The sequence below is a fragment of the Enterobacter sp. Taxon_2 genome (assembly GCF_058355295.1).
In genome coordinates, this window is record NZ_CM178024.1 from 771,952 (window position 1) to 795,521 (window position 23,570).

The window sequence follows — 23,570 nt, forward strand, 5'->3', positions numbered from 1 at the left end:
ATGCGCCAGCACTGTTTTGCGCTAACCCGCGCTCATCGCATCCCCCAGATGGAAAATCGGCAGGTACATTGCCACCACCAGCGTGCCGATGATGACCCCCGTCACAATCAGAAGCACTGGCTCGAGAAGTGCCGCCAGGCTATCTGCCCGTTGAAAGGTCTGTTCCGTGTGATGTCGGGCGAGGTTTGCCAGCATGATGTCCAGCGCACCTGACATTTCGCCGGTTCGTAAAAGCTGAATGCATAGCGGGGTAAAGATGGCCGCTTTCTGAAAGGATGACCAGACGGGGAGGCCTTTTTCAATGTCCTCTCGCACGCCGCGAAGTATTCCCTGCCAGTACCGGCTCTCAACAGTTTCCTCTGCACTCGCCAGGCCCTGTAAAAAGGGGATGCCCGCCTGTTGCGTGAGTGACAGCACGGTAAAGATATGTCCCAGTTTTCGACCTTTTGCCAGTGCGCCCAACACGGGAGTGAGCATCAGGATGCGCTGCCAGCGAGGGTTCTGCCGCAGAGCCCAGGCGGTGGCTAAGGGCGCGAGTAACGCGGCGAACAGCGCAAGGGCATATGACCGCATAAAGGCGGCCATCCCCATGACCATTTGCGTCAGCAGCGGAAGCGGAGTGTTAAACGTTTTGTAGATCGCGGCAAACTCGGGCAAGACCAGGATGACCATCGCCAGCACCACGAGTACGGCCAGGGTCAGGACGATCGCCGGGTAGCGCAGCGCCTTTTTCACCTTCGCACTGAGCTGCTGCTGCGCTTTTTGCTGCTGCGCGAGCTGGCGACAGCACTCCTCCAGCTTCCCTGTGAGCTCACCGGTTTTCACCATCGAGACATGAAGCGGGCTAAAAACGGCTGGCCACTTTTTTAGCGACTCAGAAAAGGCGGCTCCCTCACTAAGCTCATCGGCAATGCTTTGCAGCAGCGCCTGCCACGGTTTTAACGGATGTTGTTCTGCCAGCATCTGCAGGCTGTGGGACAATGTCAGTCCGGCCTGCAGAAGCGTTGCGAGCTGGCGAAACATCTCGTAGCAGTGATGTGGCCGCCAGCGGTGTCGCTGAGCGCATCGGGTCAGCGTCAGAGGATGGAGGTCGCTGTGCATCAGCCTGGTGAAGGCGGCATTGCGGTCTGTAGCCCAGAGTGTCCCGCTTCGGGGTTCTCCTTCCTGGGTGAGCGCTCGCCAGCGCCAGAGCTGATTAGCAGCCATCCGGCATGCCCAGGACGCGCACCAGCTCTTCGATCGTGGTCAGCCCCTGTTCGACGGCCATGCAGCCGTGCTCAAAAAGAGAAATCATTCCCGCCTGCCGGGCGCTCGCCTCTATCACTTCTGTTCCCGCCCCGCTGGCAATGGCCTGCCGCAGGGCATTGTCGATCGCGAGTACTTCAAAAATAGCCACGCGGCCATAAAAACCGTGATAACAACGTTCGCAGCCGATGGGCTGCCAGCGTGGAAGCGGTCTGGAGCATACGGCGCGCGGTAATTCAGCATGCTCACTGGTTTCCCGACGACAATGTGGGCACAGACGCCGGACCAGACGCTGGGCAATCACCATCGACAGCGCGGAAGATATCATCCAGCGCGCCACGCCCATCTGCTCCAGGCGAGTCAGGGCTTCCGTCGTCGAGTTGGTGTGCAGCGTTGATAGCACCAGGTGCCCGGTCTGGGCAGCATTAATGGCAATCCCGGCCGTTTCACCGTCACGAATTTCGCCGACCATAATGATGTCTGGATCCTGGCGTAGCAGCGCCCGCAGCACGCTCTGGAATGTTAAACCCGCCCGGGGATTAATCTGCGTCTGGTTTAATCCCGCAAGGGGTATCTCAATGGGATCCTCCACGCTACAGATGTTGACGTCAGGGGTGTTACGCGCCTGCAGCGCGCTATACAGCGTCACGGTTTTGCCGCTGCCGGTAGGGCCGGTAACCAGAATTAGCCCCTGCGGCTGGTGGAGGGCCTCATTAAAACAGGCCAGTTGTTCAGCACTCATGCCAAGTGCTTTTGGCTCAAGGGCCAGCTGAACCTGATGCAGGAGACGCAGCACAATTTTCTCGCCGCCGCTGCAGGGAAGCGTCGCGATCCGAAACGAGACCGGCGCGTTCGCCAGCTCTATCGTAAACTGACCGTCCTGTGGCAAACGACGCTCTGCAATATCCAGGTTACCCAGCACTTTTAAACGTGCGCTGAACTGGCTTGCCAGCGAGGCGGAAAGCGGAGGCTGGGGGCAAAGAACCCCGTCGATGCGTAAACGGATCTGGCACGCGTGCTCCATCGGTTCGATATGAATATCAGAGGCGCGCTGGTTGATTGCCTGCTGCAGCGTGTGGTTGAGGATATCTACCGTTGAGTGCGTTTGCGAAACAACGGGCAGATGGGATTGTGACGTTAGCTGTCGCTGTTTTTCCATGCGCTCAGCGCTCCAGCACTCAATATCAATTCGTTTCTGGGTGGCGAAACGCAGCGCCTCCATCAGTTCAGCCGCGGGGTTGCCTACAACGGCGATGCTGACCATGTCACTGTCGCTGTTGAGCAGCAGAGCGTGATGGCGCAGGCAAAGCGCCACGAGTTGATCGGTATTCATTTTCCGCTCCTCAGTTATTGTCGAAGCGGAAAACGTCTTCGCAGGCCTGCTTCAGGGCGCTGTCAGCACTGATGCTGCAGGCACGCGTCCAGCCCGTCATACCGTTGCCGTCGCTCCACCGTGGCGTCATGGTTACCGTCAGCCCGTTAAGACTCTCCTGTCCTGTTAAGGTCACGACCCCTTTCGCTACGCTCATTCCTGAAACGTAGCGTGTCGTGGTGGGGGAAGGGATGCCGTTGCTGCCGGCATCGCAGCTTTCCACACCACCGTGATCCAGCGCGCAAAGCTCGATGGCCGTGCGGTAGGGAATGAAGGTTTGCAGCATATCGGTCAGCGCCGCCTTGCGCAGGTAATTCTGATAGGCGGGGACGCCGATGGCGCTCAGAATCGCAATAATGCCAATGACCACCATCAGCTCAATGAGTGTGAAACCTTGTTGTCTGTCCATATCTGCTCCTTATGCAAAGTGGCGCTACTTTGTCAGCGGGAAAGAGCAGAAACGAGGGGCAAAAAAGGGAACGGGAAGGGGGCTTCAGAGAATTTATTCAGTATTGCAGGGAAGAACAGCGGATCTGCGAGCGGGGCAGTAATTCCCCTCTCCGGGTGGAGAGGGGAGAATGCGTTATTTAAAGCGCATTGAGAGGTCGAGAGCGCGAACGTGTTTGGTTAGCGCACCGACGGAGATGTAATCCACGCCAGTTTCGGCGAATTCACGGATCGTTTCGAAAGTGACGTTCCCGGATACTTCAAGCTGAGCCCGGCCGTTTGTCAGTTTTACCGCCTCGCGCATCTGCTCTGTTTCAAAGTTATCGAGCATGATGATATCGGCCCCGGCCTTAATCGCCTGCTCCAGCTCTTCCAGGTTTTCGACTTCCACCTCAACCGGCACATCCGGGTGCAGCCAGAAGGCTTTCTCCACCGCCTGACGCACGGAGCCAGAGGCAATAATGTGGTTCTCTTTAATCAGGAAGGCGTCGGACAGGCCCAGACGATGGTTTGCGCCCCCGCCGCAGAGCACCGCATATTTCAGCGCGGTGCGCAGGCCCGGCAGCGTTTTGCGGGTATCCAGCAGCTGAGTGCGGGTACCGGCCAGCAGGTCAACGTAGCGACGCACTTCGCTGGCCACGCCTGAGAGCGTTTGTACAAAATTGAGCGCGGTACGTTCGCCGGTCAGCAAGACGCGGGAAGGACCGTCCAGTTCGAACAGCGGCTGGTTGGCCGTGACTGCATCGCCATCTTCCACGTGCCATGTTACCTGCACATCGTCGCCTGCCAGTTGAGTAAAGACCTCTTCAACCCAACGCTTGCCGCAAAAAACACCGTCTTCACGGGTGATGATGACCGCGTGGGAGCGCGTCTCTTTTGGCAATAATTGTGCGGTAATATCCTTATCAGCATTAACGTCACCGCCCAGATCTTCTTTCAAAGCATGGGAGACGCTTGCCGGAATATCCATATTAATACGTTCCAGAAGCGCTTCACGTCGGTGGTCGGGGTTATAGCGGCGAGGCGGCATGATAAAACTCCAAATTGGTAACGAATCATAATATTGAAACATGCTACTCTGAACCGAGTCATTGCACCATACAGAAGGAGTTCCAGCATGTTGTTAGAAGACGGATGGCTGGTGGATGCGCGGCATGTGCCCTCGCCGCACCACGATTGCCGCCCGGAGGATGAAAAGCCCACACTGCTGGTGGTTCATAATATTAGTCTCCCGCCGGGTGAATTTGGCGGCCCGTGGATCGATGCGTTATTCACGGGAACGATTGATCCCGCTGCTCATCCCTTTTTTGCTGAAATTGCACATCTGCGCGTATCGGCTCACTGCCTGATTCGTCGCGATGGTGAAGTGGTTCAGTATGTTCCCTTTGATAAGCGCGCCTGGCATGCCGGGGTGTCGATGTATCACGGGCGCGAACGGTGCAACGATTTTTCTATCGGGATCGAACTGGAAGGCACGGATACCACGCCCTATACCGATTCACAGTATCAACAGCTAGCGGCCGTGACCCGCACGCTTATCGGACTCTACCCGGCTATCGCCGACAATATCACGGGGCACAGTGATATTGCCCCGGAGAGAAAAACCGATCCCGGCCCGGCCTTTGACTGGCCCCGGTTTCGCGCCATGCTCACCGCGTCGTCAGAATAAGGAGATACCATGACGTTGTTTACCATGCTGCTGGTTATCATCGCTGAACGCCTGTTCAAGCTCGGCGAGCACTGGCATCTGGATCACCGGCTGGAGGTGTTTTTCCGCCGGATTAAGCACTTTTCCATGCTGCGCACGCTGCTGATGATGGCGGGCGTGATGGTCATTACGTTCCTGCTCCTGCGCTCGCTGCACGGACTGTTTTTCAACGTGCCGCTGCTGGTGGTGTGGATCCTGCTTGGGGTGCTGTGCATTGGTGCGGGCAAGGTGCGTTTGCACTATCACGCCTACCTGAAAGCCGCCTCCCGTGACGATGCCCATGCGCGCAATGCTATGGCGAGCGAACTGACCATGATCCACGGCGTGCCGCCGGACTGCGACGAGCGCGAATTTCTGCGCGAGCTGCAGAACGCGCTGCTGTGGATTAACTTCCGTTACTACCTGGCACCGCTGTTCTGGTTCGTGGTGGGCGGCCCGTGGGGGCCGGTACTGCTAATGGGGTATGCGTTCCTGCGCGCCTGGCAGACCTGGCTTGCCCGCTATCTGACGCCGCATGAACGTTTGCTGTCCGGCATCGATGCCATCCTGCACGTGCTCGACTGGCTCCCGGTGCGTCTGGTGGGCGTGGTGTATGCGTTAATTGGTCATGGTGAGAAAGCGCTGCCCGCGTGGTTTGCTTCGCTGGCTGACCGCCATACGTCGCAGTATCAGGTGTTAACGCGTCTGGCGCAGTTCTCGCTGGCGCGTGAGCCGCATACCGACAAGATTGAAACACCAAAAGCCGCTGTCTCCATGGCGAAGAAAACGTCGTTTGTGGTGGTGGTGATCGTGGCGCTGCTGACTATTTACGGCACGCTGGTGTAAGCCAGCGCGCCGCAAAGACTACAGCGTATCCGCGGGCGGGATGCCGAAATCAGGCATCCCGTTTTCATTCCAGCGGACGAGCTTCAGGCGGGTATGCCGGTTCGGATCGTACAGCGGGTCGCCCTCAATTTCGGTGTAGTTACGCGCGTGATACACCAGCACGTCTTCCCCTTCCGGCGTTTGCGTAAAGCTGTTGTGTCCCGGGCCGAACTGGCGGTTTTCATAGCTGGTAACGAACACCGGACGCGGGGATTTGTGCCAGTTTGCCGGGTTTTTCGGAGCGGCATTCAGGTCTATCCACAGTAGCCCCATACAGTAGTTCTCGTCGGTGGCGCTGGCGGAATAGCTGATAAACAGCTTATCGCCGTGAATCAGTACCGCCGGGCCTTCGTTAACCCAAAATCCGCGACACTCCCAGTCATACTCCGGCTTGCTGAGCATCACCGGCTCGCCTTTTAGCGTCCACGGGTTCGCCATTTCGCACAGATAAAGGTTGGAGTTCCCGGTGATATCCGGCGCTTTTTGCGCCCACAGATACCAGCGTTTTCCCTGATGCACAAAGGTGGTGGCGTCCAGGGCGAAGGTGTCGAAAGGCGTTTTGATCTGCCCTTTTTCCACCCACGCGCCGGTAAGCGGATCGTCGTCTGCACATTCAATGGCGAACATTCGGTGCTGGAACATCCCGAGCGCGTCGAGCGCCTGGGTGTGCGTCGCGGCAAAGTAGATGTACCACTTCCCGTCAATGTGGTGCAGTTCCGGCGCCCAGATCAGCTGGCTCATGGGTCCGGTCTCGGGTTTGCGCCAGACCACAACTTCTTCAGCATGGCGTAAGCCTTCCAGCGACGCTGCGCGGCGGATCGCCAGCCTGTCGTACTGCGGCACGGAGGCGATAAAATAGTACTCCCCCTCATGGCGTAAAATGTACGGGTCGGCGCGTTGTTCGATAAACGGGTTTGGCCACTGATGCATTTGGCTCTCCTTATTTTGTCTCTGTGGCTTTCAGTTCCTGATAGTCGCTCAGTTCACGGTAATTGGTGCGACGTTTTTCCAGGTCTTCCTGAATGCGTTTCATCGTTTCACGGTCAACCTTCAGCAGCCGTACTACGCCCGCGGTGATTAAGTATCCAATGCCGGGAATGACGGTAAACAGCAGGACGATCCCGTTGATGGCGTCCGCGCTCTGCGCTTTTGCGCCCGCGTCATAGCCGTACCAGGAGAGCAGGAAGCCGACCATCGCACCGGCAATCGCCAGCCCTAATTTCAGGAAGAAGATGTTGCCGGAGAAGCTGATGCCCGTGATGCGCTTCCCGGTCTTCCACTCGCCGTAGTCGTCCACGTCGGCCATCAGCGACCAGTGCAGCGGAGACGGGATCTGGTGCAGGATGTTCAGCAGGACGTAGAGCACCACAATGGTGACGGTGGCTTTCGGGTCGAAGAAGTAGAAGGCGCAGGAGAAAATCGCCAGCACGATGTTGGTCCAGAAGAAGACCTTCAGCTTACACCAGCGGTCGGTCAGCACTTTTGCCAGCACGCTGCCGAGCATCATGCCGACCACGCCCAGGCTGATAAACAGCGTAGCGAAGTGGGTGCTCTGGCCCATCACCCAGGTGACGTAATACATGGTGGCCGCCATACGGATAAAGCCCGGGCAGACGTTGCAGAGCGTCAGCAGTAGAATGCGTACCCACTGGTCGTTCTTCCACACGTCTTTCAAATCGTTTTTCAACTCGTCGTTGGTCTGTACCGCCGGGCGCACGCGCTCGCGCACGGTGGCGAAGCAGAACAGGAACATGCAGGTGCCAATCAGCGCCAGCACGGTCATCGCCATCTGGTAGCCTTTGGCTTTATTGTCCCCGCCAAACCAGTCGGCCATCGGCAGCAGCGTTAATGAGAGCAGCAGCGTGGCGATGCCGACCAGCACGAAGCGATACGACTGGCAGGCCACGCGTTCTTTTGGATCGTTGGTGATTACCCCTCCTAAGGAGCAGTAAGGGATGTTGATTGCCGTATAGGTCAAAGAGAGCAGGAAGTAGGTGACAAACGCATAGATAACTTTGCTGCTATAGCTCCACTCCGGCGTGGTGAACATCAGGATGCTGAACAGCGCGTAGGGGAAGGCGATCCACAGCAGCCATGGACGAAATCGGCCATATTTACTGCGGGTACGGTCGGCAATCGCGCCCATGATCGGGTCCGTTACGGCGTCAATTACGCGGACGGACAGCAGCAGCACGCCGACCAGCGCAGGCGCGAGGCCAAAAATATCCGTATAAAAATAGTTAACAAACAACATGATGGCGCCAAAGATAATGTTGCATCCGGCGTCGCCCATCCCATAGCCGATCTTTTCTTTTACTGACAGTGTGTTGTTATCCATCGACAGCTCTCCGGTTTACGGTATGGAGAGAATTATTCGCTGGCAAAGGGATATATGCGTTGCAGTATCAGGGCGGTGATATGGATAAATGCGCTATGGGCGTGAAAGTGTGAGGGAGGTAACAACGCGCGGTACCCGCAAAAGCAGGTACCGCGGAGAGAGGCTTAGTGTGCCTTCATGGCATTACGGCTTTTCTGACTGAAGAGATAGCCCACGCCGAGGATCGCAATCCAGACCGGGATCAGGTAGACGGAAATCGCCATACCCGGCGTGATCAGCATGATCACCAGCACGGCCGCCATAAACAGCAGGCAGATCCAGTTACCCAGCGGATAGAGCAGGGCAGGGAAGCGCGTGGTGACGCCCTGCTGCTGTTTCGCGCGGCGGAACTTGATGTGTGCCAGGCTGATCATCGCCCAATTGATGACCAGGGCTGAGACCACCAGCGCCATCAGCAGGCCAAACGCCGATTCCGGTGCCATGTAGTTAATGAGCACGCACAGGGCGGTCACGATGGCGGAAACAATGATGGTATTCACCGGCACGCCGCGTTTATCAACGTTAAGCAGCATCTTCGGCGCGTTGCCCTGTTGGGCGAGGCCGAACAGCATACGGCTATTGCAGTATACGCAGCTGTTGTATACGGAGAGCGCTGCGGTCAGCACCACGATGTTCAGGGCGTTGGCGACAAAGGTGTCGCCCAGCTCGTGGAAGATCAGCACAAACGGGCTGGTGTCGGCGGTGACGCGCGTCCACGGCAGCAGGGAGAGCAGCACGGCCAGTGAGCCCACATAGAAGATCAGAATACGGTAGATAACCTGATTTGTGGCTTTCGGGATGCTCTGCTCCGGGTTGTCGGCTTCAGCGGCAGTGATCCCTACCAGCTCCAGACCGCCGAAGGAGAACATAATGATGGCCATCATCATCACCAGACCTGTCATGCCGTGAGGCAGGAAGCCACCCTGTTCCCAGAGGTTGCGCACGGTGGCCTGCGGTCCGCCGTTGCCGCTGAACAGCAGCCAGCCGCCAAAGATAATCATCGCCACCACGGCAATGACTTTGATGATGGCGAACCAGAACTCCATCTCACCGAACACTTTTACGTTGGTCAGGTTAATGGCGTTAATAATGACAAAGAAGGCCGCAGCAGAAGCCCAGGTTGGGATTTCGGGATACCAGAACTGAATGTATTTTCCGACGGCGGTAAGCTCAGCCATGGCAACCAGAACGTACAGCACCCAATAGTTCCAGCCTGAGGCGAAACCGGCAAAGCTGCCCCAGTATTTATAGGCAAAGTGGCTGAAGGAGCCTGCGACCGGCTCTTCAACGACCATTTCGCCCAGCTGGCGCATAATCAGAAAAGCAATGAAACCCGCAATCGCGTAACCCAAAATAATACCCGGACCGGCAGACTGGATAACGGATGCGCTGCCCAGAAACAGGCCGGTACCTATCGCACCGCCCAGTGCGATGAGCTGAATATGGCGGTTTTTAAGCCCGCGCTTTAGCTGATCGCCGTGCTGTTGAGCTTCCATTTGAAACCTCGTGTGTGGTTGTTATGTTCACGCTGTGCGTGTGTAATTATGAAAATCCATATTCTGTATTTATTTCTTTACGGTTAACGAGACCGAAAAAAGCGGAGATGACTTCCGTAAGCGCAAGAATAGTGGTAAGCGCCTGCGAATGCACCTGCTTTATGAAGGGGTGATGACGACTTGAATAAAAAGAAAGCATTTGTAAATCGGCCCGCTCGTTGTTCCTAACCCAACCTATAGAATAGAAATGCGCCGTAAGTGGGCGAATTTTCATTATTTGCCTTGTTGAATCGCTTCAGATTGCAAAAACCCTCGTTTCATTATGGTTAAAACTCCCTCTTTAGGAGTAATCAACTCATTTGTGCAAAGTTACATTTCTGAAACGTTATTTCTGTAAGGTTGTTAAAATGTGCAGGGTTTACTGATTTCAATCAAAACCAATATGGACAGAAGGTGAATACTTTGTTACTTTAGCGATACGAAATAGAAATTGGTAAGACCAATTGACTCCGGGCAAAAAGGCGTAAGACAGGGAATATGGCCTACAGCAAAATTCGCCAACCAAAACTATCTGATGTGATTGAGCAGCAGCTGGAGTTTTTAATCCTCGAAGGGACTCTGCGCCCGGGTGAGAAACTTCCACCAGAACGCGAGCTGGCAAAACAGTTCGACGTTTCACGTCCCTCTCTGCGTGAGGCGATTCAACGTCTCGAAGCAAAGGGCTTGCTGCTTCGTCGCCAGGGCGGCGGAACCTTTGTGCAAAACAGCCTGTGGCAGAGCTTCAGCGATCCGCTGGTAGAACTTCTCTCTGACCACCCAGAATCCCAGTTTGACCTGCTTGAGACCCGTCACGCGCTTGAAGGGATTGCGGCCTATTACGCCGCCCTTCGCAGCACTGATGAAGATCGCGTGCGTATCCGCGAACTGCATCAGGCCATTGAACGGGCACAGCAGTCCGGCGATTTAGACGCCGAGTCCAGCGCCGTCGTCCAGTATCAAATCGCCGTCACCGAAGCGGCACACAATGTGGTGCTCCTCCATCTGCTACGCTGCATGGAGCCGATGCTGGCCCAGAACGTTCGTCAGAATTTTGAATTGTTGTATGCCCGTCGGGAGATGCTCCCACTGGTAAGCAACCATCGCACCCGAATATTCGAGGCGATAATGGCCGGGGAACCGGAGCAGGCGCGTGAAGCGTCGCACCGCCATCTGGCTTTCATTGAGGAAATCTTGCTGGACCGCAGCCGTGAACAATCGCGTCGCGAACGTTCATTACGCCGCATACAGCAACGAAAGGATTAAGCGCCAGGTACTTTTAGAGCGCGGCAACTAAACGCAGAACCTGTCTTATTGTGTTCTTGCCCAAGAGCACAATGGGACAGGTTCCAGACAAATCAACGTATTAGATAGATAAGGAATACCCCCATGTCAGAACGTCTCCAAAATGACGTGGATCCGATCGAAACTCGCGACTGGCTACAGGCGATCGAATCGGTCATCCGTGAAGAAGGTGTTGAGCGCGCTCAGTATCTGATTGATCAGCTGCTTTCTGAAGCCCGCAAAGGCGGTGTGAAGGTTGCTTCAGGTGCAGGGGCTAGCAACTACGTAAACACGATTGCCGTCGAAGACGAACCGGAATACCCGGGCAATCTGGATCTGGAACGTCGTATCCGTTCTGCAATCCGCTGGAACGCCATCATGACCGTTCTGCGCGCCTCCAAGAAAGATCTGGAGCTCGGTGGCCACATGGCGTCCTTCCAGTCTTCTGCGACCGTTTACGAAGTGTGCTTTAACCACTTCTTCCGTGCAGCGAACGAGAAAGACGGCGGCGACCTGGTGTACTTCCAGGGCCACATCTCTCCGGGCATCTATGCACGTGCCTTCCTGGAAGGTCGTCTGACTGAAGAGCAGATGAACAACTTCCGTCAGGAAGTTCACGGTAAAGGTCTGTCTTCTTACCCGCACCCTAAACTGATGCCTGAATTCTGGCAGTTCCCGACCGTATCTATGGGTCTGGGCCCAATCGGTGCGATCTACCAGGCTAAATTCCTGAAGTACCTGGAACACCGTGGTCTGAAAGACACCTCTGAGCAGACCGTATACGCCTTCCTGGGCGACGGTGAAATGGATGAGCCAGAATCTAAAGGTGCGATCACCATCGCTACCCGTGAGAAGCTGGACAACCTGTGCTTCATCATCAACTGTAACCTGCAGCGTCTGGATGGTCCGGTAACCGGCAACGGCAAGATCATCAACGAACTGGAAGGCATCTTCGCGGGTGCTGGCTGGAACGTGATCAAAGTCATGTGGGGCGGTCGTTGGGATGAACTGCTGCGTAAAGACACCAGCGGTAAACTGATCCAGCTGATGAACGAAACCGTTGACGGTGACTACCAGACCTTCAAATCCAAAGACGGTGCCTACGTTCGTGAGCACTTCTTCGGCAAATACCCTGAAACCGCAGCCCTGGTTGCAGACTGGACTGATGAGCAGATCTGGGCCCTGAACCGCGGTGGTCACGATCCGAAGAAAGTCTACGCTGCACTGAAAAAAGCGCGTGAAACCAAAGGTAAAGCGACTGTAATCCTGGCCCATACCATCAAAGGTTACGGCATGGGTGATACCGCAGAAGGTAAAAACATCGCTCACCAGGTTAAGAAAATGAACATGGACGGCGTGCGTTATATCCGCGACCGTTTCAACGTTCCAGTGACCGATGAGCAGGTAGAAAACCTGTCTTACATCACCTTCCCGGAAGGTTCTGAAGAGCATAAGTACCTGCACGAACGTCGTCAGGCGCTGAAAGGCTACCTGCCAGCTCGTCAGCCTAACTTCACCGAGAAGCTGGAACTGCCAGCGCTGGAAGACTTCTCTCAGCTGCTGGAAGAGCAGAACAAAGAGATCTCTACCACTATCGCTTTCGTTCGTGCCCTGAACGTGATGCTGAAGAACAAGTCGATCAAAGATCGTCTGGTTCCAATCATCGCCGACGAAGCGCGTACTTTCGGTATGGAAGGTCTGTTCCGTCAGATCGGTATCTACAGCCCGAACGGCCAGCAGTACACCCCGCAGGACCGTGAGCAGGTTGCATACTACAAAGAAGACGAGAAAGGTCAGATCCTGCAGGAAGGTATCAACGAGCTGGGCGCAGGCGCATCCTGGCTGGCTGCTGCGACTTCTTACAGCACCAACAACCTGCCGATGATCCCGTTCTACATTTACTACTCCATGTTCGGGTTCCAGCGTATCGGTGACCTGTGCTGGCAGGCAGGCGACCAGCAGGCTCGCGGCTTCCTGGTAGGTGGTACTTCCGGTCGTACGACCCTGAACGGTGAAGGTCTGCAGCACGAAGATGGCCACAGCCACATTCAGTCTCTGACTATCCCTAACTGTATCTCTTACGACCCGTCTTACGCGTACGAAGTGGCAGTCATCATGCATGACGGTCTGCAGCGCATGTACGGTGAAGCGCAAGAGAACATTTACTACTACATCACCACCCTGAACGAAAACTACCACATGCCGGCAATGCCAGCAGGTGCCGAGGAAGGTATCCGTAAAGGTATCTACAAACTCGAAACCATTGAAGGTAGCAAAGGTAAAGTTCAGCTGCTGGGCTCCGGTTCTATCCTGCGTCACGTACGTGAAGCAGCGCAGATCCTGGCGAAAGACTACGGTGTCGGTTCCGATGTGTACTCTGTGACCTCATTCACTGAGCTGGCGCGTGATGGCCAGGATTGTGAGCGCTGGAACATGCTGCACCCAATGGAAACCCCACGCGTTCCGTACATCGCTCAGGTGATGAACGATGCACCAGCGGTCGCGTCTACTGACTATATGAAACTGTTCGCTGAGCAGGTTCGTACTTACGTTCCAGCTGATGATTATCGCGTTCTGGGTACTGACGGCTTCGGTCGTTCTGACAGCCGCGAAAACCTGCGTCACCACTTCGAAGTTGATGCTTCTTACGTGGTTGTAGCAGCACTGGGCGAACTGGCTAAACGTGGCGAAATCGATAAGAAAGTGGTTGCAGACGCAATCACCAAATTCAACATCGATGCAGAAAAAGTTAACCCGCGTCTGGCGTAAGAGGTAAAAGAATAATGGCTATCGAAATCAATGTACCGGACATCGGGGCTGATGAAGTTGAAATCACCGAGATCCTGGTCAAAGTAGGCGACAAAGTTGAAGCTGAACAGTCGCTGATCACCGTAGAAGGCGACAAAGCCTCTATGGAAGTCCCGTCTCCTCAGGCTGGCATCGTTAAAGAGATCAAAGTCTCTGTTGGCGATAAAACCGAGACTGGCAAACTGATCATGATTTTCGATTCCGCCGACGGTGCAGCAGCAGCTGCACCTGCGCAGGAAGAGAAGAAAGCCGCTCCGGCCGCCGCTGCTCCAGCCGCTGCCGCGAGCGCGAAAGAAGTGAACGTGCCTGACATCGGCGGTGACGAAGTTGAAGTCACTGAAATCCTGGTGAAAGTGGGCGACACCGTTGCGGCCGAGCAGTCACTGATCACCGTAGAAGGCGACAAAGCCTCTATGGAAGTGCCAGCGCCGTTCGCCGGTACCGTTAAAGAGATCAAGATCAACACCGGTGACAAAGTGTCTACTGGCTCCCTGATCATGGTCTTCGAAGTGGCAGGTGCTGCACCTGTTGCCGCGCCTGCACAGGCCGCTGCTCCGGCTCCAGCCGCAGCACCAGCCGCTGCTGGCGGCGCGAAAGACGTTAACGTACCGGACATCGGCGGTGACGAAGTTGAAGTCACCGAAGTGATGGTGAAAGTGGGCGACAAAGTTGCCGCTGAACAGTCACTGATCACCGTTGAAGGCGACAAGGCTTCTATGGAAGTCCCTGCGCCGTTCGCGGGTACGGTTAAAGAGATCAAAATCAGCACCGGCGACAAAGTGTCTACCGGCTCTCTGATCATGGTCTTCGAAGTGGAAGGCGCTGCGCCTGCCGCAGCTCCGGCTGCCGCGGCTGCTCCTGCACCTGCTGCTGCGCCGGCTCAGGCTGCTAAACCAGCCGCTGCCCCTGCTGCTAAAGCAGAAAAATCTGAGTTCGCTGAAAACGACGCTTACGTCCACGCTACCCCGCTGATTCGTCGCCTGGCGCGCGAATTCGGTGTGAACCTGGCGAAAGTGAAAGGGACCGGCCGTAAGGGTCGTATCCTGCGCGAAGACGTTCAGACCTACGTGAAAGACGCGGTGAAACGCGCCGAAGCTGCACCAGCTGCAGCCGCTGGCGGCGGTATCCCGGGCATGCTGCCATGGCCGAAAGTGGACTTCAGCAAGTTCGGCGAAATCGAAGAAGTGGAGCTGGGCCGTATCCAGAAAATCTCTGGTGCGAACCTGAGCCGTAACTGGGTGATGATCCCGCACGTTACGCACTTTGATAAGACCGATATCACCGATCTGGAAGCGTTCCGTAAACAGCAGAACGCCGAAGCCGAGAAGCGCAAACTGGACGTGAAATTCACCCCAGTGGTCTTCATTATGAAAGCGGTTGCTGCGGCTCTGGAGCAGATGCCACGCTTCAACAGCTCCCTGTCCGAAGACGGTCAGAAGCTGACGCTGAAGAAATACATCAACATCGGTGTTGCGGTTGATACGCCAAATGGTCTGGTTGTTCCGGTCTTCAAAGACGTGAACAAGAAGAGCATTACCGAGCTGTCCCGTGAACTGACCGTGATCTCCAAGAAAGCGCGTGATGGTAAGCTGACTGCCGGCGAAATGCAGGGCGGCTGCTTCACTATCTCCAGCATCGGCGGCCTGGGTACTACCCACTTCGCGCCGATTGTGAACGCGCCGGAAGTGGCTATCCTCGGTGTGTCCAAGTCCGCGATGGAGCCGGTGTGGAATGGCAAAGAGTTCGTACCGCGTCTGATGATGCCAATCTCTCTGTCCTTCGACCACCGCGTAATCGACGGTGCTGATGGTGCGCGTTTCATCACCATCATCAACAACATGCTGAGCGACATTCGCCGCCTGGTGATGTAATCGAAAAGCCGGCCAGTCGGCCGGCTTTTTTCTGATAATCTCATGGGGTTTGTGAGGTTATTGGCGAAAGCGACAATTCGTGAGCCGTTTGTTGTTTCAAAATTGTTAACAATTTTGTAAACTGCGGGCGGATAGAACGACCCGGTGGACGACGGGTATAAATTAAGAGGTCATGATGAGCACAGAAATCAAAACTCAGGTCGTAGTACTTGGGGCAGGCCCGGCAGGTTACTCCGCAGCATTCCGCGCCGCGGATTTAGGTCTGGAAACCGTCATCGTAGAGCGTTACAGCACCCTCGGCGGTGTTTGTCTGAACGTCGGCTGTATCCCTTCTAAAGCGCTGCTGCACGTAGCGAAAGTTATCGAAGAAGCCAAAGCGCTGGCTGAACACGGTATCGTCTTCGGCGAGCCGAAAACCGATATCGACAAAATTCGTACCTGGAAAGAGAAAGTTATCACTCAGCTGACCGGCGGTCTGGCGGGTATGGCCAAAGGCCGTAAAGTGAAAGTGGTAAACGGTCTGGGTAAATTCACCGGTGCGAACACCCTGGAAGTGGAAGGCGAAAACGGCAAAACCGTGATCAACTTCGACAACGCGATCATCGCGGCAGGCTCTCGCCCAATCGAACTGCCATTCATTCCGCATGAAGATCCACGCGTGTGGGATTCCACCGATGCGCTGGAGCTGAAAACCGTTCCTAAGCGTCTGCTGGTTATGGGCGGCGGTATCATCGGTCTGGAAATGGGTACCGTGTACCATGCGCTGGGTTCAGAGATCGACGTGGTTGAAATGTTCGACCAGGTTATCCCGGCTGCCGACAAAGACATCGTTAAGGTCTTCACCAAACGCATCAGCAAGAAATTTAACCTGATGCTGGAAACCAAAGTGACTGCCGTTGAAGCGAAAGAAGACGGTATTTACGTTTCCATGGAAGGCAAAAAAGCCCCATCCGAACCACAGCGTTACGACGCCGTGCTGGTGGCTATCGGTCGTGTACCGAACGGTAAAAACCTCGACGCGGGCAAAGCTGGCGTGGAAGTGGACGACCGTGGCTTCATCCGCGTTGACAAACAGCTGCGCACCAACGTGCCGCACATCTTTGCTATCGGCGATATCGTCGGTCAGCCAATGCTGGCGCACAAAGGTGTCCACGAAGGTCACGTTGCCGCTGAAGTTATCGCCGGCATGAAGCACTACTTCGATCCGAAAGTGATCCCATCTATCGCGTACACCGAGCCAGAAGTGGCATGGGTGGGTCTGACCGAGAAAGAAGCGAAAGAGAAAGGCATCAGCTACGAAACCGCCACCTTCCCGTGGGCTGCTTCTGGCCGTGCTATCGCTTCCGACTGCGCAGACGGTATGACCAAACTGATCTTCGACAAAGAGACTCACCGTGTAATCGGTGGTGCGATTGTCGGTACCAACGGCGGCGAGCTGCTGGGTGAAATCGGTCTGGCTATCGAAATGGGCTGTGACGCTGAAGACATCGCGCTGACCATCCACGCTCACCCGACTCTGCACGAGTCCGTGGGCCTGGCGGCAGAAGTGTTTGAAGGTAGCATCACCGACCTGCCAAACGCGAAAGCGAAGAAGAAATAAGTTTCTTCAGATGAAAAAAGCGGCCTCAGGCCGCTTTTTTTATGCGCTGCGTTCAGGGGGCCACAGGCTGCCAGGTTTTATCAGGACTATAGGTGGTTAACGCCCGGGCTTTCTGCTCAGAATCGCTGCCGAGATCGGTCTGATACACCTTATCATCCTGATTTATCACAAAGCTCATGACGCCCGTCTGACCATAGCTGACTGGCCAGGCCACCATCGCGAAACCGTTATTATCCGGCAGGATGCGGAAACGATAGCCGTGATAACCGGTACCCGGCTCTTTTGGGCTAAATGCCGGTCCGAGCGGACTGGGCGCTTCGCCGGGAGAGGCAGGCCAGTACAAACCGTCTTTTTTCCCTTTCGAGCTGACAATCTTCTGCGCGAATTTCTGGTTCATCGCAAAGTAGCTTTGCTGCGCATCAACATAGGCATGTAAGGCTTCAATGGCGGCAAGTTCGTTACGCCCGATTTCGCGGGTCAGGATCTCTTCGGCCCCTTCTTTGATATCGAATTGCCAACCGGCAGAGGTTTTGATCACCGGGATAGGAAGCTGCCAGCTGTTGTCACCGACAACCAGATGCGCCGTATCCCCTTCGACAACCGTGTTATGACGGACTTTCCAGTCGCGCAGGAAACGATCGACGGCATCCGGGTCAACGCCTTCAGGGGGCAGAAAATCGCGCCAGTTCTCTCCAAGCAGATTGCTCATCTCGCTCTCATTATGCTCACTAATGGCTTTGGTCAGCGCATCGGTTGCCTGATCGGGGGTGCTAAAGGATTGCTGCGCCATCACCGAAGCCGAAAGCATGAACAACACCATGCCACTGAGTAGTTTACTTTTCATGTCGGTTCCCTTAGCGATGTCGAATTTCACGGCGTTCAGCGCGTCCACCAGACGCCTGACGTGGCTGCTGCTGGCGAGCCGCAAGCTGTCTGCTTTGCGCACCGCGCTGCTGCTGCGCCTGCCAGTTCGCGGAGCGGCTGTCGTTGCCGCTCAGCGCATTGGCCCGGGGCTGGCTGTTTCGCTGCTGGAGAGCGCGTTGCTGCGCCGGCTGCGAACCCCGTTTCTCTTGTCTCTGCGCGGTGGTCTGGCGATTTTCTCGCTGCTGCGTGGTGGTTCGCTTCGTCGTCTGCGGTTTGGTGTCGTAGCCACGGTAGTTATTGCGCTGCGAAATCTGCTTCAGCTGTTCACTTGAGGCCTGACGCTGCACATCTTTCGTGCCGGGACGCGCCGTTTGGGGGAAGGTTTTACCCGTGGACTTCTCCATCTGGCTCAGGGCAGCCTGACGCTGGCTATCGCGGTTAACCGGTTTTTGCTGCGTTGAGCTTAGTCCGGTAGCCGTGCTGGTGGAGTGGAAACGGTTGTTGAGCTGGTTAGTCGGATAAGGCACGCCTTCACGATAGGCTGGGTTATGCTGCCAGGTACGGTTGGCGTCCGTTAGACGCTGCCCGCTGATTTTATTGAAGTTCTCAACGTTGATATTGATGTTGTTATCACCGTTGCGGTTATAGCCGCCGTGATTATCCCAGTCGTCATGGTGATGATCCCAGTCATCGTCATCATCCCAATCGATGTTGCTGAAGATGGCATAGGTTGTGGCGACGCCCAGGCTGAAGCCTAAGCCGTTGACGAAGCTGTTGCCAAACTGCTCCCCGGGTGTAGGCGGGAGATAAGTAGGTGGATAGGCGGTGTTTGGCCAGGTCCCGTAAACCGTATTGGGGTTATAGGTAGGGACGTAAACAACCTGCGGATCGGCAGATTCAATTTTGATTACCGTTGGGGCCGGCGCAGACGTGGTTGTTGTCGTTGCCTCGGTGGTGCTGGTTTTCGCTGGTGCCGGTTTTGTCACGGTGGTGACCGTCTGCTGAGGCGTGGATTGTAAAGCGCCGGTCTTTTGTGCCAGCGCGCGCAGGCGTTGAACGGAATCCATTACGTCCTTCGGCTGCGCGAGAAACGCATCGCCCAGATTTTGTACCCACGGCGGGTTTTCACCCATCAGGGACATGAGCTGAGGAAACGCGACCAGCGATTTTACGCTGGGATCCCAGGGCTGGCTGGCAACGGCCTGAATGGCGGCGTCCCCTTCCATTTTAGGGTTGTCTTTTGACCACTGCGCCGCCTGGATCACGTTGGCCGGGTAAGTCGAGGCCATCAGGATTTGCGACAGCAGGGCATCCGGGTAGAGCGCGATAGGGGCAACCCACTGATCGATTTGCGCGGCAGTATAGGTTGGTGCGGCGACAGGGGCGGGCGTTGCTGCTACCGGTGCCGCCGGTGCCGCTGGTTGTTGTGCGACGGGGGTCGGCGCAACGGGTTCCGTTGCACGACTTTTGACAAACATGACGCCTGAGGCGGCAAGCAGCCCGGCACTGCACAGAAGGACGAGCAGATGTGGCTTAAAGGGCAACTTCATAAAATGACTCCAACGAGACAAGCGCTGTGCCGTGAGGCGTTACGGTTGGCGTGAGTATTATTCACCCGTCTTTTACTGTTTTGACTTTTATTGGGAAGCGTCCGGTACGTCCGGATAAAGATTGTGAGTATTTATTACACAATTATATGCGATGCGGGAAAAACCGAAGGGAATTCAGAAGGCCGCTCTTACGAGCGGCCAGCAGCTAGTTGCCGAGGTTGACGACAAACAGCACCGTGATGTCGGATATGTTCCAGCCACCGTGCAGCGCGGTTAGCAGTAAACCGGTCACAACGATCAGCGCAGTGATTCGCATCTCCATTGCGTGCGTTCCTGTAAAGGCTACGCGGGTTCATTCTTCACCGGGAAAGGCAGAACCAGGCAAGTTGGGATTGCCGCGTAGGTTACGGAACTGCTCCCGGGCCCGGTGACTGGTTGCTACACCAGCGAAGCAGGCCGAGAGGAAGAGTAATCGACTCAGTAGTCATTCTGAAGGCGAAAAATGAAGTGAAACGAATTTTCATTCGAAACAGGAAGGCGCTACGCAAAATTGACATAATGGCTTGCAAGCCAGCGGGGCGTGATGCAAAATTCATTGCGTTGGGGTTGCCGCAAATCTGCCAACACGGTGTGCTACCATCGCAAGGCAACAAATAAACCGCTATCAGGCGGTTTTTTTGTACCCAAAATTCGTCTTGTCTCCCCGCTACACCATGCTTAACGATTCAGCAAATTTTTTAATGTTGCTTTTTTGTAAACGGATTAACACTGTGCAGAAATCCTGCTATGCTGCCCGACGCGGTATCGGGCATTTACCCTACAAACTGCTGTCTCACAGGAGCGTGAAGAGAACGCCCGCCGCATATGACAATGAGAGCGAGGAGAACCGTCGTGCTAGAAGAATACCGTAAGCACGTAGCAGAACGTGCCGCCGAGGGAATTGTACCCAAACCTTTAGATGCAACCCAAATGGCCGCGCTCGTCGAGCTGCTGAAGAACCCGCCTAAGGGCGAAGAAGAATTCCTGTTAGATCTGCTGATCAACCGCGTACCGCCTGGCGTAGATGAAGCTGCCTACGTAAAAGCCGGATTCCTTGCTGCTATCGCCAAAGGCGAAGCCACCTCCCCACTGGTTACTCCTGAAAAAGCCATTGAACTGCTCGGCACCATGCAGGGTGGTTACAACATACATCCGCTGATTGACGCGCTGGATAACGACAAGCTGGCACCGATTGCCGCTAAAGCGCTCTCTTCCACGCTGCTGATGTTCGATAACTTCTACGATGTAGAAGAAAAAGCCAAAGCAGGCAACGTCTATGCGAAGCAGGTGATGCAGTCCTGGGCGGATGCCGAATGGTTCCTGAACCGTCCTGCGCTGGCTGAAAAAATCACCGTTACCGTCTTTAAAGTGACCGGTGAAACCAACACCGATGACCTCTCTCCGGCACCGGACGCGTGGTCTCGCCCGGATATTCCTCTGCACGCCCTGGCAATGCTGAAAAACGCCCGTGAAGGCATTGAGCCGGATCAGCCGGGCAGCGTTGGCCCGATCAAACAGATCGAAGCCCTGCAGAAAAAAGGGTTCCCGCTGGCCTACGTGGGTGACGTTGTAGGTACCGGTTCTTCCCGTAAGTCCGCCACCAACTCCGTGCTGTGGTTCATGGGTGATGACATCCCTCATGTGCCAAACAAACGCGGCGGCGGCCTGTGCCTTGGCGGCAAAATTGCACCGATCTTCTTCAACACCATGGAAGATGCGGGCGCCCTGCCGATCGAAGTGGATGTTTCTAACCTGAATATGGGCGACGTGATTGACGTTTACCCGTACAAAGGTGAAGTGCGTAACCATGAAACCAACGAGCTGCTGGCGAGCTTTGAGCTGAAAACCGACGTGCTGATCGACGAAGTGCGTGCCGGTGGCCGTATTCCGCTGATCATCGGCCGTGGCCTGACCACCAAAGCGCGTGAAGCGCTGGGTCTGCCGCACAGTGATGTATTCCGTCACGCGAAAGACGTGGCGGAAAGCAATCGCGGTTACTCTCTGGCGCAGAAAATGGTCGGTCGCGCCTGCGGCGTCGCCGGTGTTCGTCCTGGCGCATACTGCGAGCCGAAGATGACCTCCGTAGGTTCTCAGGACACCACTGGCCCAATGACCCGTGACGAACTGAAAGACCTGGCGTGCCTGGGCTTCTCTTCTGACCTGGTGATGCAGTCCTTCTGCCACACGGCGGCGTATCCGAAGCCGGTTGACGTGACCACGCACCACACGCTGCCAGACTTCATCATGAACCGCGGCGGCGTTTCCCTGCGTCCGGGCGACGGCGTAATTCACTCCTGGCTGAACCGCATGCTGCTGCCGGATACCGTGGGTACCGGCGGTGACTCCCATACCCGTTTCCCAATCGGTATCTCTTTCCCGGCGGGCTCCGGTCTGGTGGCGTTTGCTGCGGCGACGGGCGTGATGCCGCTGGATATGCCGGAATCGGTGCTGGTGCGCTTCAAAGGTAAAATGCAGCCGGGTATCACCCTGCGCGACCTGGTTCACGCGATCCCGCTGTATGCGATTAAACAGGGTCTGCTGACCGTTGAGAAGAAAGGGAAGAAAAACATCTTCTCTGGCCGCATCCTGGAAATCGAAGGTCTGCCGGATCTGAAGGTTGAGCAGGCGTTCGAGCTGACCGATGCCTCCGCTGAGCGTTCAGCTGCGGGCTGTACCATCAAGCTGAACAAAGAGCCGATTATTGAGTATCTTAACTCTAACATCGTGCTGCTGAAGTGGATGATTGCAGAAGGCTACGGCGACCGTCGTACGCTGGAGCGTCGTATCCAGGGCATGGAGAAATGGCTGGCCAATCCGCAACTGCTGGAAGCCGATGCTGACGCAGAGTACGCGGCGGTGATCGACATCGATCTGGCGGATATCAAAGAGCCAATCCTGTGTGCACCGAACGATCCGGACGACGCGCGTCCGCTGTCCGAAGTTCAGGGCGAGAAGATCGACGAAGTGTTCATCGGATCCTGCATGACCAACATCGGCCACTTCCGTGCGGCCGGCAAGCTGCTGGATACCCACAAAGGCCAGCTGCCAACCCGTCTGTGGGTGGCGCCGCCAACCCGTATGGATGCGGCTCAGCTGACCGAAGAGGGCTACTACAGCGTGTTTGGTAAGAGCGGGGCGCGTATCGAAATTCCTGGCTGCTCCCTGTGCATGGGCAACCAGGCGCGCGTAGCCGACGGTGCGACGGTGGTTTCCACCTCTACCCGTAACTTCCCGAACCGTTTAGGTACCGGTGCGAACGTCTTCCTGGCCTCTGCGGAGCTGGCGGCGGTTGCGGCGCTGATTGGCAAACTGCCAACGCCGGAAGAGTACCAGACCTTTGTGGCTCAGGTGGATAAGACCGCGGTGGATACTTATCGCTATCTGAACTTCGACCAGCTCTCTCAGTACACCGAGAAGGCCGACGGGGTTATCTTCCAGACGGCGGTATAAACAGCAAAACCGTCTCCACGAGACGGTTTTTAGTGTTTGCACCCTCTCCCGTGGGAGAGGGACGGGGTGAGGGCATCAGGCCGCAGGGTCTTGCTCTCACCTTTTTATTTTCATTCCTCCCACCTCTCACGCTTTTTTTCTTCCTCGCTGCTGCGATAATTACCTTAATGGCTTTGCAGAGGAAAACACTATGGATTACGAATTTCTGCGCGACATCACCGGAGTGGTGAAAGTGCGTATGTCGATGGGCCACGAAGCCGTTGGACACTGGTTTAACGAAGAGGTGAAAGAAAATCTCGCACTTCTTGATGAGGTTGAACAGGCGGCAAATACGGTGAAAGGCAGTGAACGCTCCTGGCAACGCGCCGGGCATGAATACACGCTGTGGATGGACGGTGAAGAGGTTATGGTGCGCGCCAACCAGCTCGAGTTTTCAGGTGACGAGATGGAAGAAGGGATGAGCTACTATGACGAAGAGAGCCTGTCGATGTGCGGCGTAGAAGACTTCCTTCAGGTGGTGAATGCCTACCGCGAGTTTATGAAACAGCGGTAACTTCCC

18 protein-coding genes are annotated in these 23,570 nt (G+C 55.7%); 8 read left to right on the forward strand and 10 right to left on the reverse strand.

Features of this window, described 5'->3' with window-relative positions; all coding sequences use genetic code 11:
- Positions 1-21: 21 nt before the first annotated feature.
- The 4 genes from hofC to nadC form a co-directional block, all read right to left on the reverse strand.
- The gene (gene hofC, locus AC4IC4_RS03565) at positions 22-1,206 is read right to left on the reverse strand and encodes a protein transport protein HofC (protein ID WP_491472158.1); all 1,185 of its coding nucleotides are present in this window, start codon (positions 1,204-1,206) and stop codon (positions 22-24) included.
- Positions 1,196-2,578 carry a type II secretion system protein GspE gene (gene gspE, locus AC4IC4_RS03570; RefSeq protein WP_491472159.1) on the reverse strand — a complete coding sequence of 461 codons (1,383 nt, stop codon included), beginning with the start codon at positions 2,576-2,578 and terminating at the stop codon, positions 1,196-1,198. The genes hofC and gspE overlap by 11 nt, the downstream gene beginning before the upstream one ends.
- A gap of 10 nt (positions 2,579-2,588) precedes the next feature.
- Complete coding sequence (gene ppdD / locus AC4IC4_RS03575; protein WP_491472160.1) at positions 2,589-3,026, reverse strand: prepilin peptidase-dependent pilin; 438 nt, start codon at positions 3,024-3,026, stop codon at positions 2,589-2,591.
- A 174-nt stretch (positions 3,027-3,200) separates the two neighbouring features.
- Complete coding sequence (gene nadC, locus AC4IC4_RS03580) at positions 3,201-4,094, reverse strand: carboxylating nicotinate-nucleotide diphosphorylase (protein WP_032649796.1); 894 nt, start codon at positions 4,092-4,094, stop codon at positions 3,201-3,203.
- An 87-nt stretch (positions 4,095-4,181) separates the two neighbouring features.
- Between nadC and ampD the strand changes: the two genes are divergently transcribed.
- Together ampD and ampE are read left to right on the forward strand one after the other, a co-directional pair.
- Positions 4,182-4,733, forward strand: coding sequence for a 1,6-anhydro-N-acetylmuramyl-L-alanine amidase AmpD (ampD, locus tag AC4IC4_RS03585; protein WP_463726575.1), 552 nt, complete (start codon positions 4,182-4,184; stop codon positions 4,731-4,733).
- A gap of 9 nt (positions 4,734-4,742) precedes the next feature.
- Entirely contained in the window at positions 4,743-5,597 is an 855-nt protein-coding gene (gene ampE, locus AC4IC4_RS03590) for a beta-lactamase regulator AmpE (protein ID WP_090419051.1), read from the forward strand.
- An 18-nt stretch (positions 5,598-5,615) separates the two neighbouring features.
- Here ampE and AC4IC4_RS03595 read toward each other — a convergent pair whose 3' ends face one another.
- The 4 genes from AC4IC4_RS03595 to AC4IC4_RS03610 form a co-directional block, all read right to left on the reverse strand.
- A complete protein-coding gene (locus AC4IC4_RS03595) occupies positions 5,616-6,566 on the reverse strand; it encodes a glycoside hydrolase family 43 protein (protein ID WP_267217223.1) in 951 nt (316 codons plus the stop codon).
- A 10-nt stretch (positions 6,567-6,576) separates the two neighbouring features.
- Positions 6,577-7,974: a glycoside-pentoside-hexuronide (GPH):cation symporter gene (locus AC4IC4_RS03600; protein ID WP_491472161.1), complete on the reverse strand. Its 1,398-nt coding sequence runs from the start codon at positions 7,972-7,974 to the stop codon at positions 6,577-6,579.
- Positions 7,975-8,138: 164 nt separating this feature from the next.
- Positions 8,139-9,509, reverse strand: coding sequence for an aromatic amino acid transporter AroP (gene aroP / locus AC4IC4_RS03605; RefSeq protein WP_024907477.1), 1,371 nt, complete (start codon positions 9,507-9,509; stop codon positions 8,139-8,141).
- 46 nt (positions 9,510-9,555) lie between these two features.
- Positions 9,556-9,783: a hypothetical protein gene (locus AC4IC4_RS03610; RefSeq protein ID WP_081112054.1), complete on the reverse strand. Its 228-nt coding sequence runs from the start codon at positions 9,781-9,783 to the stop codon at positions 9,556-9,558.
- 263 nt (positions 9,784-10,046) lie between these two features.
- Between AC4IC4_RS03610 and pdhR the strand changes: the two genes are divergently transcribed.
- From pdhR to lpdA, 4 genes are all read left to right on the forward strand, one after another.
- Entirely contained in the window at positions 10,047-10,811 is a 765-nt protein-coding gene (gene pdhR / locus AC4IC4_RS03615) for a pyruvate dehydrogenase complex transcriptional repressor PdhR (RefSeq protein ID WP_014882565.1), read from the forward strand.
- 123 nt (positions 10,812-10,934) lie between these two features.
- Complete coding sequence (aceE, locus tag AC4IC4_RS03620) at positions 10,935-13,598, forward strand: pyruvate dehydrogenase (acetyl-transferring), homodimeric type (protein ID WP_024907478.1); 2,664 nt, start codon at positions 10,935-10,937, stop codon at positions 13,596-13,598.
- A gap of 14 nt (positions 13,599-13,612) precedes the next feature.
- On the forward strand, positions 13,613-15,508 hold the full coding sequence (gene aceF, locus AC4IC4_RS03625) for a pyruvate dehydrogenase complex dihydrolipoyllysine-residue acetyltransferase (protein WP_491472162.1): 1,896 nt from the start codon (positions 13,613-13,615) through the stop codon (positions 15,506-15,508).
- A 175-nt stretch (positions 15,509-15,683) separates the two neighbouring features.
- A complete protein-coding gene (gene lpdA / locus AC4IC4_RS03630) occupies positions 15,684-17,108 on the forward strand; it encodes a dihydrolipoyl dehydrogenase (protein ID WP_003856313.1) in 1,425 nt (474 codons plus the stop codon).
- A 52-nt stretch (positions 17,109-17,160) separates the two neighbouring features.
- Here lpdA and AC4IC4_RS03635 read toward each other — a convergent pair whose 3' ends face one another.
- Together AC4IC4_RS03635 and AC4IC4_RS03640 are read right to left on the reverse strand one after the other, a co-directional pair.
- The gene (locus tag AC4IC4_RS03635; RefSeq protein ID WP_032650074.1) at positions 17,161-17,952 is read right to left on the reverse strand and encodes a DUF2950 family protein; all 792 of its coding nucleotides are present in this window, start codon (positions 17,950-17,952) and stop codon (positions 17,161-17,163) included.
- A gap of 10 nt (positions 17,953-17,962) precedes the next feature.
- The gene (locus AC4IC4_RS03640) at positions 17,963-19,522 is read right to left on the reverse strand and encodes a DUF3300 domain-containing protein (protein ID WP_491472163.1); all 1,560 of its coding nucleotides are present in this window, start codon (positions 19,520-19,522) and stop codon (positions 17,963-17,965) included.
- Between the two features lie 891 nt (positions 19,523-20,413).
- Between AC4IC4_RS03640 and acnB the strand changes: the two genes are divergently transcribed.
- Together acnB and yacL are read left to right on the forward strand one after the other, a co-directional pair.
- On the forward strand, positions 20,414-23,011 hold the full coding sequence (gene acnB / locus AC4IC4_RS03645; RefSeq protein WP_491472164.1) for a bifunctional aconitate hydratase 2/2-methylisocitrate dehydratase: 2,598 nt from the start codon (positions 20,414-20,416) through the stop codon (positions 23,009-23,011).
- Between the two features lie 190 nt (positions 23,012-23,201).
- Positions 23,202-23,564, forward strand: a complete 363-nt coding sequence (gene yacL / locus AC4IC4_RS03650) for a protein YacL (protein ID WP_032649783.1) — start codon at positions 23,202-23,204, stop codon at positions 23,562-23,564.
- The last annotated feature ends 6 nt before the right edge of the window (positions 23,565-23,570 follow it).

Coding starts and splice junctions, on each gene's coding strand:
- nadC (WP_032649796.1), bottom strand. CDS start 4,094: ATGCCGCCTCGCCGCTATAACCCCGACCACCGACGTGAAGCGCTTCTG.
- aroP (WP_024907477.1), bottom strand. CDS start 9,509: ATGGAAGCTCAACAGCACGGCGATCAGCTAAAGCGCGGGCTTAAAAAC.
- pdhR (WP_014882565.1), top strand. CDS start 10,047: ATGGCCTACAGCAAAATTCGCCAACCAAAACTATCTGATGTGATTGAG.
- AC4IC4_RS03635 (WP_032650074.1), bottom strand. CDS start 17,952: ATGAAAAGTAAACTACTCAGTGGCATGGTGTTGTTCATGCTTTCGGCT.
- ampD (WP_463726575.1), top strand. CDS start 4,182: ATGTTGTTAGAAGACGGATGGCTGGTGGATGCGCGGCATGTGCCCTCG.
- AC4IC4_RS03640 (WP_491472163.1), bottom strand. CDS start 19,522: ATGAAGTTGCCCTTTAAGCCACATCTGCTCGTCCTTCTGTGCAGTGCC.
- aceF (WP_491472162.1), top strand. CDS start 13,613: ATGGCTATCGAAATCAATGTACCGGACATCGGGGCTGATGAAGTTGAA.
- ampE (WP_090419051.1), top strand. CDS start 4,743: ATGACGTTGTTTACCATGCTGCTGGTTATCATCGCTGAACGCCTGTTC.
- hofC (WP_491472158.1), bottom strand. CDS start 1,206: ATGGCTGCTAATCAGCTCTGGCGCTGGCGAGCGCTCACCCAGGAAGGA.
- yacL (WP_032649783.1), top strand. CDS start 23,202: ATGGATTACGAATTTCTGCGCGACATCACCGGAGTGGTGAAAGTGCGT.
- gspE (WP_491472159.1), bottom strand. CDS start 2,578: ATGAATACCGATCAACTCGTGGCGCTTTGCCTGCGCCATCACGCTCTG.
- AC4IC4_RS03600 (WP_491472161.1), bottom strand. CDS start 7,974: ATGGATAACAACACACTGTCAGTAAAAGAAAAGATCGGCTATGGGATG.
- aceE (WP_024907478.1), top strand. CDS start 10,935: ATGTCAGAACGTCTCCAAAATGACGTGGATCCGATCGAAACTCGCGAC.
- lpdA (WP_003856313.1), top strand. CDS start 15,684: ATGAGCACAGAAATCAAAACTCAGGTCGTAGTACTTGGGGCAGGCCCG.
- AC4IC4_RS03595 (WP_267217223.1), bottom strand. CDS start 6,566: ATGCATCAGTGGCCAAACCCGTTTATCGAACAACGCGCCGACCCGTAC.
- AC4IC4_RS03610 (WP_081112054.1), bottom strand. CDS start 9,783: ATGAAAATTCGCCCACTTACGGCGCATTTCTATTCTATAGGTTGGGTT.
- ppdD (WP_491472160.1), bottom strand. CDS start 3,026: ATGGACAGACAACAAGGTTTCACACTCATTGAGCTGATGGTGGTCATT.